The organism is Porticoccus sp. W117 (assembly GCF_030341905.1).
Taxonomy (GTDB): Bacteria; Pseudomonadota; Gammaproteobacteria; order Pseudomonadales; family Porticoccaceae; genus SCSIO-12696.
In genome coordinates this window covers 98,184-114,327 of the sequence record NZ_JATAAF010000008.1, presented here as the reverse complement: position 1 = coordinate 114,327, position 16,144 = coordinate 98,184, and the positions used below count along the sequence as shown (strand labels likewise).

The following is a 16,144-nucleotide window of genomic DNA, read 5'->3' as shown; positions in this document are numbered from 1 at the left end:
TGAATTTTTTTAGTGTGCCTTGCCTGGATAGTGGCTTGATGTCTGAAGTCGGATGTCTGATGCGGCAGCCTTCGGCTGCAAATCCCACTGAGGCACCCCGTTGGGTGAAGCCCAACTGCATCAGACTTCAGACCTCCGACGTCTAGCCTGTAACTACGTAATGCCCAAAGAAAAACCCCATACCCGTTGCCAGGTATGGGGGTGATTTTGTCATCGCGAGCGTAGCGCGGCGATCCAGCGTCTTTGTTTTGAAGCCACTAGATTGCCGCGTCGCTTCGCTCCTCGCAATGACGGTCGGCCTTCGTCATTACGCCACTTCGAAGTTATCGATCATGGCTTGGGTGGCTGCCATATCGGCGGCTTCCATGCTGTCGTCAGAGAAGCCATCGTCGCTGGAGTCTTCAACATCAGACTCTGGAGCTACAACATCTTCGTCAGACAGTTCGGTGAACATAGCGGGTTCTGACATCACCGGGGTGTTGAGCACCGCGAAGTTGGCTTCTGTCAGGTCGGCCGCATCGACACCGGTCAGAGTGATGACATCACCGTTGCCGAAGTCGATCACAGCGTTGCCGCTGTCGTTCACTGCCAGGGCCAGGGCCGCTGCAGCGTCGGCTACCAGGTCGTTCACCTCAATCACGTCGTTGTCGATGTCAAAGTCGGTTACGGTGTCGGCATCGCTGCCTTCACGTACCACAAAGGTGTCGGAGCCTGCGCCACCGGTGAGGGTGTCGTCGCCCGCCAGGCCGTCCAGCACGTTGTCGCCGTCGTCACCGGTTAGGCTATCGTCATTGTTGGAACCGGTGAGGTTCTCAATGCTGATCAGCGTATCGGTGATGGTGGCGTTGTTGGGCGCCAGATAGCTGGCTTCACCGTCAACCAGGCTGGCAGTCACTGCCGAGCCGATGTCGGAGAAGTCGGCCGTATCGATGCCTTCGCCACCGTCGTTGATGTCGGCGCCGCCGCCACCGCGCAGTACGTCGTCACCGCTACCGCCCAGCAGTTCGTCAGCACCGGCACCGCCGATCAGCACGTCGTTGCCAACGCCGCCGTCGAGGATGTCGTTGCCAGCGCCACCGTCGAGCACATCGTCACCGCCTGCAGCCAGGTTGATTTCAATGCGCAGCAACTGTGGGTTGCCGTTGGTGAAGTCGCCGATAACCGGGTCGACCACTGTACCCGCAGCGGTGGTGCCGCCGAGGATATTTACCGGAGTGCCGTCAGGATTGCCCACGGAGCCGTTAAAGCCGGGGTGAGCGCCTACAACGCCGTTTTCAGCAGTACCCTGGTCGCGAGCGGTCTGGTTGAGGAAGGCGGCGCCTTCTTCGTTGTTGACCTCGGTGCCTGCATCCAGCACGTCACTGCCAAAGCGTTCGATCACCAATGGCCCGATAAAGTTACCGTCCATATCGAAGATCGGATCCGCCAAAGCGTCGTCCGGTACCGCCAGGAAGGCGTCGTTGGATGGGATGATCATCGTGGCCCAGGTGAAGAAGCCTTGCCCGACCTGATCGGTGTTCACGTTCAGGGTAAAGCTGGCGGTTTCGCCCGGATCAATCGGCCCCGGTGCACCGGCACCCAGCCCCAGTATGGTGGCGTCTACACCGGCGCCATCAACCTGTTGACTGAATTCCGCAGCGATGCCTTCGATGGAACCATCTTCCGCCAGGCGCTCCAGACCAACACTGGCTGCTTCGCCGGCGTTGAACAGATCGAACTCAGCGCCATCGTGGAAGCCGAACCACACTGGTGTGAGGAAGGTGCCACCGGCGGGCAGGGTGTTGGTGATGGACACGGTAATGGCGGTGCCGTCACCCACCGCGTCGCCGCGCAGCACGTCGTTGCCACCGCCACCGGTGAGGGTGTCGTTGCCCGCGCCACCGGCCAGCAGGTTGTCACCATCGTCACCGGTCAGGTCGTCATCGTTGACAGAACCGGTGAGGTTCTCGATGTCGATCAGGGTGTCGGTGATGGTTGCACCGCTGGGTGCCTGGTAGCTGGCTTCGCCGTCTTCCAGGCTGGCAGTGATGCCAGAGCCAATGTCGGAGAAGTCGGCAGTATCAATGCCGTCGCCACCGTCGTTGACATCGGCGCCGCCGCCACCGCGCAGTACGTCGTTGCCGTCACCGCCTTCCAGTACATCCGCGCCACCGCGGCCAACCAGCAGGTCGTTGCCGTCGTTACCGGTCAGCTCGTTGCTGTCGTTGTTGCCAAACAGCTGATCGTTGTTGGCGGAACCGTCCAGGTTTTCGAAGTTCTGGAAGTTCTCGAACACGGTAGTGGTGGGGTTGGGCTGGTAAGACGCGCTGCCACTTCCCAAGTCGGCGATTACATCGGCACCGATGCCCTGGAAGCTGTTGGTGTCGTTGCCGTCACCGCCGTCCAGAACATCTCTGCCGCCGCCACCAGCTATAAAGTCGTCGCCAGCGCCGCCGTCGATGGTGTTGGCTGCCGCACCAGTGGCGATAATGGTGTCGCCGTCGTCGGAACCGATGATGTTCTCGATGGAGGTGAGTGTGTCGGTTTCCACCACTTCGGCGAATACGTCGCCGTCCATGGTATCTCCGTTCACATCACCGCCAGCATCCTGAACGATGTCGGTAATGACCGGGCCGTTGTTATCGCGCGGTGCGTTGTGCAGATGGATAGAGCTAACGCCGGCTACCGGCATCAGGTCAGACACTGCCAGGCCAGTCACTGACAGCTGCGAGCTGTAGGTGATGGTGTCGCCGTCTACTACGATGGTCACGGTACCTTCGCCTGTGGCTGTTGAGTCGGACGCGTTCATGGGCTCTTGGGCAGAGTCCAGTGACGCTGACAGCACCAGGGTACGCACACCGTCCATATCTGTGGTGTCGCTGACTACGGTATCCAGCTGGCCGCGAATTTCGCCACCGGGGAAGTCGCTGGTGTGGATGTTGAAGTACAGGTTTCCTGCCGCTGCTTCAGCCACCAAGTCCGCAGGGGACTGGTCAGTAGTGAGTGACGCCAGAGGCTGGTCAGTCACTTCCACAGAGAAGCCGGTTTCGCGGGTAGCGGTACCGTTGCCCATGGCATCCAGCATGACAGTGACCGGCACGTCCAGATCCGAGTAGTCGGCAGTATCAAAGCCGTCACCGCCGTTCAGATCGTCGTCGCCGAGTCCACCTTGAACGGTGTTGTCTTCGTCACCGCCGGTGAACTGGTCGTCGCCAGAGCCCAGCAGCACATCCCCTTCCAGGGTGCCTTCTGAGCTGTCGACAATCAGGTCGCCCGCTGCACCAGAGGCATCGATGGCAACGCCGTTGCCGCCGCTGATGGTGCCAGTGTTTTCGATGATGCTTCCATCAACGTTAACGCCTTCTTCAATCAGGATGCCAGCAGCACTTTCGGAAGCGATACCGCCGCCGTTAGTGATGGTGGTAGAAAGACTGGCTTCATCTTCACCGGAACCGTTAAAGAAGCGTACACCAGCATTGGCTTCGCCATCACCACGCCCCTGAATACCGCCCAGGTTGTCGATAGAGATGTCTTCGCTAGTGGCATCTTCAGAGGCAGAGCCCACCTGAGTGGAAATTCCGGAACCGCTGTTGCCTTCGCCAGCATCAATGGTACCCATGTTGCCAATGGAGATATTATCGGCAGTGCCGTCCAGGTACACGGTGCCATTACGTTGATCACCAGTACCTAAAACCATACCGTCGTTAATAAAGGTGAGGTTGTCACCATCCAGATTTACAGCTCGACTGTCGCTTGTAATAACGCCTTCGAAGCTATTCTGCACGTTACTACCAGTGTGATCACCAGTACCGAAGTACAAGCCATTGTTAACCCCGGAAATGGTGCCGGAGTTGGTCAGCGTGCCCTGGAAGTTAACGCCGTTAGCAACCCGTACGCCCGCTGTTGGGCCTACGGCGCTTTCGGAGTCGATGGTGCCGGAGTTATCGATATCGCCCACAAAGGTAGAGCCTGGGGTAAACAGGCGCAGACCGTCACCGGCAACCCCTTGGTCGGCAGCGCCCTGGCCGCGACCTTGCAGAGTACCGCTGTTGCTGAGGCTAAAGTCGGTATCGCCGGAAGCGCCGAGTTGCAAGGCAATGGCCGCACCATTGTTACCGTCGCCCGCATCAACCAAACCACTGTTGTCGATGGTGTAGTTGTTGGCGGTGCTGTCGGAATAGATGGTGCCATTGCGTTGATCGCCAGTGCCCAGTACTTCCCCTTCGTTGACAAAGGTCAGTCCGTCGCCGTCGATATTCACCGCGCGGCTGTCACTGCTGATCACGCCATCCGCTTCGTTGGTGACCAAACTGCCGCTGTGGTCGCCTGTACCGAAGTACAAGCCGTTGTTCACACCAGAGATGGTGCCGGAGTTGGTCAGCTCGCCCTGGAAGTTAACCCCGTTGGCAACCCGTACGCCCGCTGTTGGGCCCACGGCGCTTTCGGAATCAATGGTGCCGGAGTTATCGATATCGCCCACAAAGGTAGAGCCTGGGGTAAACAGTCGCAGACCGTCACCGGCAACCCCTTGGTCGGCAGCGCCCTGGCCACGACCTTGCAGAGTACCGCTGTTGCTAAGGCTAAAGTTGGTATCGCCGGAAGCGCCGAGTTGCAAGGCAATGGCTGCACCGTTATTGCCTTCACCGGCGTCAACCAGACCGCTGTTGTCGATGGTGTAGTTGTTGGCGGTACTGTCGGAGTAAATGGTGCCGTTGCGTTGATCGCCAGTGCCCAGTACCCGCCCTTCGTTGACGAAGGTGAGGCCGTCGCCATCGATGTTCACTGCGCGGCTGTCACTACTGATGATGCCGCTCACTGCGTTGGTGGCAATACCACCGGAGTGATCGCCAGTGCCGAAGTACAGGCCATTGTTGGCACCGGAGATGACGCCCAGGTTTTCGATTTCACCCTGGAAGCTGACACCGTTGGTCAGACGAACACCCGCTGTGGGGCCCACTGTGCTTTCCGAGTCGATGGTGCCGATGTTCACCAGTTCGCCCACAAAGGTAGAGCCGTCGGTGAACAGGCGCAGGCCATCACCGGCAACCCCTTGGTCGGCAGCGCCCTGGCCGCGACCTTGCAAAGTGCCGCTGTTGGTGAGGGTAACGTCGGTGTCACCGCTGGCACCCAGTTGCAGAGCAATGGCCGCACCGTTGTTGCCGTCGCCTGCGTCAACCAAACCGCGGTTGATAATGACGTAGTTGTTGGCGGTGCTGTCGGAGTAGATGGTGCCGTTGCGCTGATCGCCAGTGCCCAATACCGAACCGTTGTTAACAAACGTCAAACCGTCGCCGTCGATATTCACCGCGCGGCTGTCGCTGCTGATCACACCACCTTGTTCGTTGGTGGCGACACCACCGGAGTGGTCTCCGGTGCCAAAGTACAGGCCGTTGTTGGTGCCGGAAATGGTGCCAGCGTTGCTCAGGTCGCCCTGGAAGTTAACGTTGTTCTGCACAATCACCCCAGCCCGTGGGCCAGTGGCCGCTTCGGAGCTGATGGTGGCGCCAGACTCGTTGCTGATGCTACCGGAGAAGGTGGCTTCAGAGTCGCTGGTGAACAGGCGTACACCGCTGGACATGTTGTTGGCGGAGGAGTCCGGGTCAACATCGCCGCGGCCAATAATGTCACCGGAGTTGGTGATGGTGTGGCTGTCGTCGCCGCTCAGCTGCAGGGATACCGCGTCGCCGTTGTTACCGGCGCCAGCGTCAATGGTGCCGCTGTTGTTGATGGTGACGTTGTCGGCGGTTTCGTTGCTGTAAATCACACCGTTGCGCGGGTCGTCACTGGTAACGATGCTGCCGCTGTTGTCCACAGTAACGTCGTCGCCAGAAATGTTCACCCCACGGCTGGCGCTGGTGATGGTGCCGCTGTTGGTGAGCGAACCGCCGCTGGAATCTGCGGCAAAGTTAACGCCGTTAACCGCGCCATCGATGTTGCTGCTGTTGTCCACAGACACGTTATTGCCGTTGACCAGCACGCCGTTGTTGTCGGCGTCGATGGGTTCATCGTTCACAAAGTCCACGTCATCGCCAACGATTTGGAAGGCGTTGCCGTTGGCACCAGTGATGATTTCCACGGAGGTAAGGGTGTCGGTTTCCACCACTTCGTCGAACACGTCGCCGTCCACACCGCCGCCAGCGTCCTGAACAATGTCGCTGATCACAGGGCCGTTGCTGCCCGCTGGTGCGTTGTGCAGGTGAATGGAGCTCACGCCCGCCACTGGCAACAGGTCGGCACTGGTGATGCCGTCTACAGACAGTTCAGAGCTGTAAGTTACGCTGCCATCTGCGGCAACCACAATGGTGACTGTGCCGGTACCTGTGGCATCGGAGTCGGACGCATCCATGGGTTCCTGGGCGCTGTCGAGGCTGGCGCTCAGTACGATGGTGCGTACGCCGTCCACAGTGGTGTCGCTGTCCAGCAACAACTGGCCACGAATTTCACCGCCGGGGAAGTCGTTGGTGTGGATGTTGTAGTACAGGTTTTCGGCGACCGCTTCAGCCACCAGTTGCTCTGGGGTTTGCCCGGTAGTCAGAGAAGCCAAAGGCTGATCCATATGTGCTACAGAGAAGCCGTCTTCCACTTCGTTGAACACGTCGCCGTCGGCGTCGCCACCAGCGTCTTGAACGATGTCGGTAATCACCGGACCGTTGTTGTCGCGGGGCGCATTGTGCAGGTGGATGGAGCTCACACCGGCCACTGGCAGCAATTCACTGGTAGCAATGCCGGTAACGGACAGATCAGAACTGTAGGTGATGGAGTCGCCGTCTACCACGATGGTTACTGTGCCAGTACCCGTCGCATTGGAATCGGAAGCGTCCATGGGCTCCTGAGCAGCGTCCAGAGAGGCAGACAGTACCAGAGTGCGCACACCGTCGATGGTTGTGTCGCTCACCACTGTATCCAGCTGGCCGCGAATTTCGCCGCCGGGGAAATCGTTGGTGTGGATATTGAAGTACAGGTTGCCCGCTTCTGCTTCAGTAAGCAGTTCTGCTGGTGTTTGATCGGTAGTGAGGGAGGCGAGGGGTTGGTCGCTGACGGAAACCGAGAAGCCGGTTTCGCGGGTGACCGTGCCATTGCCGTCGCCGTCCACATTGACTGTAACCGGTACATCCAGATCGGAGTAGTCGGCAGTGTCTACGCCGTCACCGCCGTTCAGGGTGTCGCTGCCCAAACCGCCAGTCAGTACGTTGTCGTTGCTGTCGCCGCTGAGGGAGTCGTCGTTGTCAGAACCAGTGAGGTTTTCGATGCTCACCAAGGTGTCAGTAACGGTATTGCCGTTTGGCGCCAGGTAGCTGGCTTCGCCGTCTTCCAGGCTGGCAGTGATGGCCGTGCCGATGTCGGAGAAGTCGGCCGTATCGTTGCCTGCACCGCCGTCTGTGGTATCGGGGCCACCGCCGCCGCGCAGTACGTCGTCGCCTTCGCCACCGATCAGGGTGTCGGCACCGCCGCCGCCCACCAGGGTGTCGTCGCCCATACCACCGTCGAGGGTGTTGGCGCCGCTGTCACCGGTGAGGGAGTCGTCGTTGTTGGAGCCGGTGAGGTTTTCAATACTGATTAGTGTATCGGTTACTGTGGCGCCACTGGGTGCGCTGTAGCTGGCCTCGCCATCCACCAGGCTGGCAGTGACTGCAGAGCCAATGTCGGAGAAGTCAGCAGTATCGGAGCCGGCGCCACCGTCTGTGGTGTCTGGGCCACCGCCACCGCGCAATACGTCGTCACCTTCACCGCCAATCAGGGTGTCGACACCGCCGCCGCCTACTAAGGTATCGTCGCCCATGCCACCGTCTAGGCGGTTGGCACCGCTGTCACCGGTGAGGGAGTCGTCGTTGTCGGAACCGGTGAGGTTTTCAATGCTCACCAGGGTGTCGGTTACGGTGTTGCCGTTGGGGGCTGCGTAGCTGGCGCTGCCGTCGTTCAGGTCGGCAGTCACTGCTGTGCCAATATCGGAGAAGTCGGCGGTATCAGAACCTTCACCACCGTCGGTGGTGTCGGGGCCGCCGCCACCGCGCAGTACGTCATCACCGGCACCACCCAGCAGTTGGTCGGCACCGCCGCCGCCTACCAGGGTATCGTTGCCGGCACCGCCTTCCAGGCGGTTGGCGCCAGCGTCACCGGTGAGTGAGTCGTCGCTGCTGGAACCTGTGAGGTTTTCAATGCTCACTAGGGTGTCGGTTACGGTGTTGCCGTTGGGGGCCTGGTAGCTGGCGTCGCCAGAGTTCAGGTCAGCAGTCACACCTGAGCCGATATCGGAGAAGTCGGCGGTGTCCACACCGTCGCCACCGTTGTTAATGTCGGCACCGCCACCGCCGCGCAGTACGTCGTCGCCTGCGCCACCCAGCAGTTCGTCGTTACCGGCGCTGCCGATCAGGGTGTCGCTGCCGGCACCGCCGTCGAGGGTGTCGTTGCCGTCTCCACCGGTGAGGGTGTCATTGCCTTCCAGGCCCTGAATGTTGTCGTCGCCCGCGAGGCCGTCGATGGTGTCCGCCATAGCGGTTCCCACCAGGTTATCGTCGCCTGCGCTGGGGCCGTTGTCGTCGTCATTGTTGCTGGCAATAATGGCTGCTGCGCCAACCACACCGGCGCCTATATACAGAAGATTGTCAGATACCCAGTTGGCAGCGCCACCGAGAGCACCCGCTTCAGCCAGTTGTTCCATGGCTTCGGTGCTCACCAGCACTTTGCCGTTTTCTACAGAAACGTCTTTGGCGGCGACTTTGACTACGTCGCCGTTTTCGAACACCAGCTCTACGCTGCCGTCGGACAGTTGCTTAACCTTTGCTACCCCTTTGATAGCGTCTGCTTGTACATATTCTTTGCCATCGGCAGCAGCGGCTTGGCCACTGATGCCGAGAATACCGAGAATGGCAGCGGGGGGTGCGTACTTACCCGGCTTATTTTTTGAGCGCTTACTCATGGGTTGTTCTCCGTTATTTGGATTTGAAAAGTGGGCAAAAATGCGGTGCCCCGAATAACAAAAAGAAATATCTAGGGGAGCGGCGCAATGCGGGTGGCATGGGTAAGTCCGGGCATTGGGAGTTCCGATAGATACCCAGTGAGTTGTTAAAGAATGCAATTGGGTTCAATGGAAAGGAAAATGTTTTTTACTGTGCTTTTAAACCCGGCACATGATTCCGCTAATGTTGGCTGTGACACGGCGTGAATCCGTCCATGGAGCCTCGAGGCCAGCGTCCGTGCTGGCCACGGTCACAGCCAACACTACCGGATTCATGCACCTGACGTGTGACGAAGAAATCAGTTCTGATGCTTTTTTAAAGGAATCAAAAAAGCCGCTTCACAGGGAAGCGGCTTTTGGGGTAGGCAGATATTACGTAAATTAAATCAGTTATTTTCCAAGTACATTAGGCCAGTTGGCATCGGCTTTTTTAATGTTTCCGGGGATGTCCTTTTTCCACTTTTTCTGTACGCCTTTACTCAAATTCAAATAGAGTTTGCCATCGACAATTTTCCAGGCATGCGGATTGGTGGGTTTTGTAAAGTTGTGAGATACCGCAAAGGCACAGTAGCCGCCATATTGGGGGGCGTATTTTTCCGGCTCGGCAATAAAGGCTTGTTTATTGGCTTCGCTGGCAAAGTGCCAGGTAGCGCCGTTCCACTGGGCGGTGATGTCTTTGGTACCGAATACGGCATCAGCGCCTTCTTCAAGAGAGAAGTAGGCTACCGGGTCGGCCCCTTTGATGGCGCCCTTTTTCTTGTGTGAATACACGTCGGCATCTTTGGCAAAAGCGCCAAAGGAAAGAGTCAGTAGTGCCAGTACGGCAATAAAACGTTTCATAGGTAGTGCTCCGTAAATAGGTGCACCTAGGACGGAGAGAGTTGATAAAAGTTCCGGGGAAACTTTTTAGCTATTAATGACCAAACCGTTCTGCAGGGCATTTCTGTATGCCCGGTAAGCGGGAATGGCGCCAAGGATGGTAGCTAAAACCAGTACAACCACCGCCAATACCAAGTTGTGGTGGTTGATGATGGTTGCTGACAGGAACAATCCATATTCCGCTGCCAGCCAGGGGGCGGCCACTGTCAGTGATGCACTGAGCAGGGTAAAGGCGCAGACAATAGAGAGTGCCGCCAGCAGCAGGACTTCCAGTTCGATCAGCAGGAACAGAAACAGTGGATGGGCACCGATGGCGCGCAGGATGGCGATTTCTCGCTGCCGCTCTTTCATGGCTGCCAGCAAGGTGGTGACCATGCCTGTCAGGGTGGCCAGCAATACCAGGACGGAGATCAGGTAGAGCAGGTTCTCCACCACGCCGAGCATGCGCCACAGTTCCGCCAATGTGGCACCGGGCAGTATGGCTAGTAAAGGCTCGCCTTTGTAGCTGTTTATTTTCCGTTGCAGGCTGAAGGTTTTGGCTTTCGATGCCAGCCCAATCAGACAGGCCGTAATGTTTTTTGGTTGCAGGGAGTCGTTCCTGGGCTCTCCTGGCTGTGGCTGCCAATCCAGGTGGATGGCTTCGATGCCTTCCAGGCTGACCAGCAGGCTGCGATCAACCGGGGTGCCGGTGGGTTTGAGTATGCCCACCACGGAGAAGGGATGGTTGTCGTGGTGGGTAAAACTGATGCCGCTGGTGCCGTGGGCGAGTACCACTTTATCCCCCAGCTGGTAGCCCAGTTTGCGTGCCACCTGGGCGCCCAGTACCACGCCGTGGTGATCATCAAACGGGGCGCCGGTGGCCAGTTGCAGTTGCTGCTTTTGGCCGAATTTGTAGTGTTCAAAAAACGCCTTGCTGGTGCCGATCACCCGGTAGCCTTTGTGGGAATCCCCCAGGGAGATGGGCACGGTCCAGGCGACGGAGGAGTGGGTGTCGATAATTTGGTAGCTGTTCCAGCTGATATTGCTGGTGGCATCGCCGATATGAAACACCGAATAGAGCAGCAGGTTGATGTTGCTGGAACGGGCGCCCACCACCAGATCGGTGCCAGACAGGGCACTGGTAAAGCTGGCTTTGGCCTCGCGGCGAATATGGTCGATGGCCAATAGCAGGGTGATGCTGACAGTGAGAGACACTACGGTCAGCAGTGCCGTGCCACGGCGGTTCCACAAACTGTGACGCGCCAGTTTAAGCAGCATGATGAGCGGCTCCGGCGGAGAGTTCGCGAATGTCTACAGCGCGGCTGAATTGCTGTTGCAGGCTGCGGTCGTGACTGACAAATATCAGGCTGCTGTTGCATTGTTCCACGGCGGTGAACAGCAATTGCAAAAAGCGTTCGCGGCTGTCGCTGTCCAGGGCGGAGGTGGGTTCGTCGGCAATCACCAGCTCTGGCTCACACAATAGAGCGCGAGCCACTGCCACCCGTTGCTGCTGGCCAACACTCAGTTGTGTAGCACGGCGTTGGAAGACGCTGTCGGGCAGATTGAGGGCCGCCAGTAAATCCCGTGCCCGCTGTTCCAGACCTTTTCGTTGTGCAAAGTGGGCAGCCAGTAATACGTTGTCCAGTACGCTGAGGTAAGGGATCAGGTTAAATTGCTGGAAGATCACACCGATATGGCGGGCGCGAAAGCGATCGCGGCGGTGGCCGCTGAGTTGCGCCAAATCCTGGTCAAGAATGCGTATTTTCCCCTGTTGGGGCAAGGTAACTCCGGCGAGTAAATTGAGCAGGGTGGTTTTGCCAGAGCCGGAAGGGCCGTAGAGAAATAACTTTTCGCCGGCGGGTACGGTAAAATTTTCAATATTCAGCAATGCTTTCTGGCGGGGCCAGGCAAATTGCATGTTTTCAATGGCAATCATGTTGCTGGCTATATTGCTGGTATGGGTCTGTGTCATGGTGCGCTAATATAACAGCTTTCTCCGCAACGACTGGCCACACTTTTCATATGTTTACCCGTTTGTTTTTTATTGCCATCGCATTCTTCAGCACAACCGTTTGGGCGGCGGATTACCGCACCCTGGAGTGGACGGATTTGATGACCCCAGAGGATCGCCAGAAAATGGCGGCGTTGCCGGAAATTGAGCACTTGGGTGAAGAAATTATGCTGGAGCCGGGGCAGATGAGCCTGGATTTATCCCAGTTCCTCGATCAGGGCTCAGGCAACCCCCTGGACAGTGGTGGCAGTTCCAACCCTCTGGATATGGGCGATGCCATGTCGGGTTTTGGCACGCAACCCAATGCACAGCAGCAGTGGCGGGAAGTGCTGACGGCTACGGCCACCGTGGCGGAATTGAACAACCAGAAAGTGCGCATTGCCGGTTTTATTGTGCCGTTGGAGTTCGACGACAACATGGTGGTGACGGAATTTTTCCTGGTGCCTTACTTTGGCGCCTGCATTCATGTACCGCCGCCGCCGCCCAACCAACTGGTGTATGTCACCATGGAAAAGGGCATTGAGCTGGAGGCCATCTACGATCCGTTTTGGGTGTCTGGCATTCTGACCACAGAAGGCAAAATGAACGATACCGGCTTTGCCGCCTATTCCATGGCGGCACAACGGGTGGATGATTATTCTGAGTAAAACTACTTCAGGTTAATTTGTGATTCTGCTGGGGTGGCTCTGGCGCTGCCCTGACGTCCTTCCAGCGTCCATTGGATATCGGCTCGTTCAATGCGGGAGTAATTGTTAAACAAAGCGACTTCTACCGCATTCAGGGAAGCGGGGTTCTGACATTCAAACTGTTGGCTGACTTCTATATCAGCGTGGCCTTTGTGGCCATGGCTTTCATGGCTGTGGCCGCTGTGATCTTGTTCCAGAATTGGCGATTCTACCGCGGCTTTTTGCAGTTCGCAGTTGGCCGCTTCGGGTAATTTGACCAGGGTTTGTGATTGACGCAGCTGGTAGACGGTTGCGTTGATCAGGGCGCGCTCTCCATCGTCCTTTGCTTCGCGCTCAAAACCCAGCAGGTCGAAAGCCGGTACGCGCATTTCCACCCACAAGGTGTTGCCGTCCTGTGCCAGTGACATATGGGCGTGACCGTGAACATGGGCGTGTTGGCCACCGCCATGGTGGCCATCCAGAGAGTGCTCGTGTCCGGCATTGGCGCTATTTGCTGCCAGTGCCATCATCAATAAAGTCAGTGCGGATTTGCCAGTCATTTTCCTTTTCCTCTTTTATTGCTGACGCAAAATGCGTTGTTTCTGTCGATCCCAATCCCGGCGCTTTTCCGTTTCCCGTTTGTCGTGATCCGCCTTGCCTTTGGCGAGGGCAATTTCGCACTTCACCAAATGTTTTTTCCAGTACAGGGCCGTGGCCACACAGGTGTAGCCTTTTTGCTGCACGGCCTGAAAAATCTTCGCTAACTCGCGGCGGTTGAGCAGCAGTTTGCGAGTGCGATCCGGTTCTGTCACGTAATGGGTTGATGCGGATTGCAGCGGCGTTACGTTGGCGCCGATCAGCCAGGCCTCGCCATTTTGCAGCAGCACATAGGTGTCGGTGAGCTGCACCTTGCCCGCGCGCATACTTTTCACTTCCCAGCCCAGCAGGGAAACACCCGCCTCAAATTTATCGGTGAGGTGGTAGTCGTGGCGGGCGCGTTTATTGAGGGCAATGGTGCCGCCGCTGTTGGGGGATTTTTTGGGTTTCTTGGCCATGGCGGCGATTATACGGACTGCGCTTCAGTTTGCGAGAAATAACAGGGCTATCGTTAGGGGGCGTTCTCAATTAGTGAGCTGTTGCTGCTGGAGCCCATTTTTTCTCTCAGCAAGGCAGCGTGAGTGCTGTGTAGTCCTCTACATGAGCGAGCGCTAACGCCGCTGAGGGGTAAAATGGGCCCAGCCCTTCGGGTTGCGCCTGAAATGGCGCCATACTGTGTTATTCGTCGCTCATTTGCTTTTCGTTTATAAGAAAGTACCAAACCACTCTCCTCACGCCTCGCCTAAAGCGCCTACTTTTGGTGTCTGGCGCCATTTCAGGCACAACAGCAATAACTCACTAATTGAGAACGCCCCCTAGTGTGCGATGACGGTGTCTATCCGCTGGATAACCGCTACAATCCATAACCTGTCTCCCAATGGAACAATAACCCGCTGCCAATGGTCGAGAGCAACCAATACCTACACGGCGTATGGAAAGGCCCCTGGTACTTTATCGGCGCAATGATTTGCGCCAGTGCCGGTTTGGGGGCGCTGTGGTATTTCCCCAGCGCTGCTGGAGGCAATGTGGGGTTGGTGTCGCTGCTGTTTGCGGTATTTCTGGTGCTGGTTTCCTGGCCTCTGCTGGTAACGGAAGTCATGCTCGGCCGCCGTGGCCGACAGAGTGCTATCAACGGCCTGCGTTACCTGGTGCGTGAGTCACAACAGCGCGATTATTGGCGCGCCATCGGTTGGTTGGGCACGTTGGCGGGGGTATTGATGGTGTCCTGGTTCTCACTGCTGGCGGTGTGGGCAGGGGATTATTTCTGGGATATGACCAGTGGTGTGCTGCAGGGGCAGAGCCTGCGTTTTGCCAGTGAACACTTCGCTGCTATGGAATCACAACCCCGGCAGGCACTGCTTCGCTGTGGCCTGTTTTTGCTGTTGACGGCGGCGGTGCTGGCAGGTGGCGTGGCGCGTATTGGCCGTATACTGCGCCACCTGGTGGCGGTATTGCTTGGGCTGCTGGTATTGGCGGCGGGGCTGAGTGTATTCAATGGCAATTGGGCATCCGGTTACGATTACTTGTTTGATATGTCACTGGTGGATGTTGATCGCGGCCAATGGCTGAAGGCGGCGGCCACTGCTCTGACCATGGCATTTGTCTGCATTCCCGTGGGGGTGGGTGCTGCCATGACATTGGGCGCGTATCTGCCGGAACGCCCCCAGCTTGCCAAAGGATCGCTGCTGGTGGTATTGGTGGCTGGCCTGGTCACTTTTGTTGTTGCCCTGAGTATCCATGCCACCTTGCGGGCGGAAGCGGCCCAAGCGGTTTTGGAAGGGCAGGCCGGTAGTGGTTTGCAGTTGCTGTTTGTGTCCTTGCCGGTGAGTTTCTCAAACACCAGTTATGGCTTGTTCCTTGGTGGTTTGTTTTATCTATTTATTGCTCTGGCTTGCTGGGGAGCGGCTATTGCCCTGCTGGAACCGGCGGTGGCCTGGCTGACGGAATCCACTCGCTGCAATCGCTTTTTTTCTTCTTTGATCGTGATTCTGGTTTGTCTGGGGTTGATGCCGACAACCTTCTTTACCCTGGATAAAGGCGATTACGGTGCTATCGAATGGTTTTGCCGCCACTGTCTGGTGCCGTTGGTTGCCTTGATGGTGGTGCTGTTTGCCGGTTACTGCCTGCGCCGGGATTTGCTGCGTGAGATGCTCTATGACGAGTCCCGCACGCTGTTTTCCATCTGCTATGGCTTGCTACGCTATATTTTGCCGGTCGCCATGGTTATCATCTTTTCTCTCAATATCTATCTGACGATCACAACCTGATGAGCACCACCATTGAACGCAGCGCCCTGGTGATGCACCCGGCGGAGGGGATGTTTGACCTGGTCAACGACGTTGCTGCCTACCCTGAATTTATGGATGGTTGTGTTGGCGCCACGATACTGGCCAGCGACGAGAAGGAAATGGTCGCCCAGCTGGTATTGCGCAGAGCCGGTGTGGAGCAGCGCTTTACCACCCGCAATCAGTTACAGCGGCCGGAGCGTATTGCCTTGGCGTTGGAAGAGGGGCCATTTACCGCATTGAATGGCTTGTGGCGCTTTGACGCACTCAACGATAGTGCCTGCAAAGTCAGCCTGACACTGACGTTTGAATTTAAAAATTCTGCCCTGGCATTTGCTGCCGGAAAGTTGTTCTCGCAAGTGGCCAATAATCTGGTGGGCTCACTGTGCCAGCGCGCTGATGAGGTATACACGGGAGAGCTGTAAATGATTACTATAGAAGTCGCCTATGCATTGCCGCAGCGGCAGAAAATCATCGAGTTGCAGGTGGCCGAAGGTACCACGGCGATGGAGGCCGTGAAGGCTTCAGGCATTATCAAATTGTTTCCGGAGATTGAACCGGACAGCGCGAAAATGGGTATTTTTGGTCAGGCGTTGGGCACCAAGGGTTTAAAACCGCCAGCGGAGTACCAGCTGCAGGCGCGGGATCGCGTGGAAATATACCGGCCGTTGACTGCCGACCCTAAAGAAGTGCGCCGCCGTCGCGCTGAAAAGGCAAAACAGAAGCGGTCTTGAAACTTCCCACCGTCATTGCGAGGAGCGTAGCGACGCGGCAATCTTCAGTCAGTTACTCC

General features: G+C 57.4%; 10 protein-coding genes. 4 read left to right on the top strand and 6 right to left on the bottom strand.

The features are described from left to right. Positions 1-307: 307 nt before the first annotated feature. The 4 genes from QSV34_RS08205 to QSV34_RS08190 form a co-directional block, all read right to left on the bottom strand. Complete coding sequence (locus tag QSV34_RS08205; RefSeq protein ID WP_289153616.1) at positions 308-8,896, bottom strand: beta strand repeat-containing protein; 8,589 nt, start codon at positions 8,894-8,896, stop codon at positions 308-310. Between the two features lie 429 nt (positions 8,897-9,325). Beyond that, positions 9,326-9,775 carry a YHS domain-containing (seleno)protein gene (locus tag QSV34_RS08200; protein WP_289153614.1) on the bottom strand — a complete coding sequence of 150 codons (450 nt, stop codon included), beginning with the start codon at positions 9,773-9,775 and terminating at the stop codon, positions 9,326-9,328. 66 nt (positions 9,776-9,841) lie between these two features. Further along, positions 9,842-11,071 (bottom strand): ABC transporter permease, encoded by a 1,230-nt coding sequence (locus QSV34_RS08195; protein ID WP_289153612.1) that lies wholly within the window; start codon positions 11,069-11,071, stop codon positions 9,842-9,844. Beyond that, positions 11,061-11,765: an ABC transporter ATP-binding protein gene (locus QSV34_RS08190; RefSeq protein ID WP_289153610.1), complete on the bottom strand. Its 705-nt coding sequence runs from the start codon at positions 11,763-11,765 to the stop codon at positions 11,061-11,063. The genes QSV34_RS08195 and QSV34_RS08190 overlap by 11 nt, the downstream gene beginning before the upstream one ends. Positions 11,766-11,815: 50 nt before the next feature. Here QSV34_RS08190 and QSV34_RS08185 point away from each other — a divergent pair, with 50 nt between their 5' ends. Further along, the gene (locus tag QSV34_RS08185; protein ID WP_289153608.1) at positions 11,816-12,451 is read left to right on the top strand and encodes a DUF3299 domain-containing protein; all 636 of its coding nucleotides are present in this window, start codon (positions 11,816-11,818) and stop codon (positions 12,449-12,451) included. Positions 12,452-12,453: 2 nt separating this feature from the next. On the opposite strand, the gene QSV34_RS08180 is transcribed toward QSV34_RS08185, so the two are convergent. Continuing rightward, positions 12,454-13,029, bottom strand: coding sequence for a ZrgA family zinc uptake protein (locus QSV34_RS08180; protein WP_289153607.1), 576 nt, complete (start codon positions 13,027-13,029; stop codon positions 12,454-12,456). A gap of 15 nt (positions 13,030-13,044) precedes the next feature. After that, positions 13,045-13,524 (bottom strand): SsrA-binding protein SmpB, encoded by a 480-nt coding sequence (gene smpB, locus QSV34_RS08175; RefSeq protein ID WP_289153606.1) that lies wholly within the window; start codon positions 13,522-13,524, stop codon positions 13,045-13,047. Between the two features lie 441 nt (positions 13,525-13,965). Between smpB and QSV34_RS08170 the strand changes: the two genes are divergently transcribed. Genes QSV34_RS08170 through QSV34_RS08160 form a run of 3 tightly spaced genes read left to right on the top strand, consistent with a single transcriptional unit; the run spans position 13,966 to position 16,085 of the window. Next, the gene (locus tag QSV34_RS08170; protein WP_289153605.1) at positions 13,966-15,333 is read left to right on the top strand and encodes an SLC5/6 family protein; all 1,368 of its coding nucleotides are present in this window, start codon (positions 13,966-13,968) and stop codon (positions 15,331-15,333) included. After that, on the top strand, positions 15,333-15,776 hold the full coding sequence (locus QSV34_RS08165; RefSeq protein WP_289153604.1) for a type II toxin-antitoxin system RatA family toxin: 444 nt from the start codon (positions 15,333-15,335) through the stop codon (positions 15,774-15,776). Before QSV34_RS08170 ends, QSV34_RS08165 begins: the two co-directional genes overlap by 1 nt. Then, complete coding sequence (locus tag QSV34_RS08160; RefSeq protein ID WP_289153602.1) at positions 15,777-16,085, top strand: RnfH family protein; 309 nt, start codon at positions 15,777-15,779, stop codon at positions 16,083-16,085. Positions 16,086-16,144 lie beyond the last annotated feature (59 nt).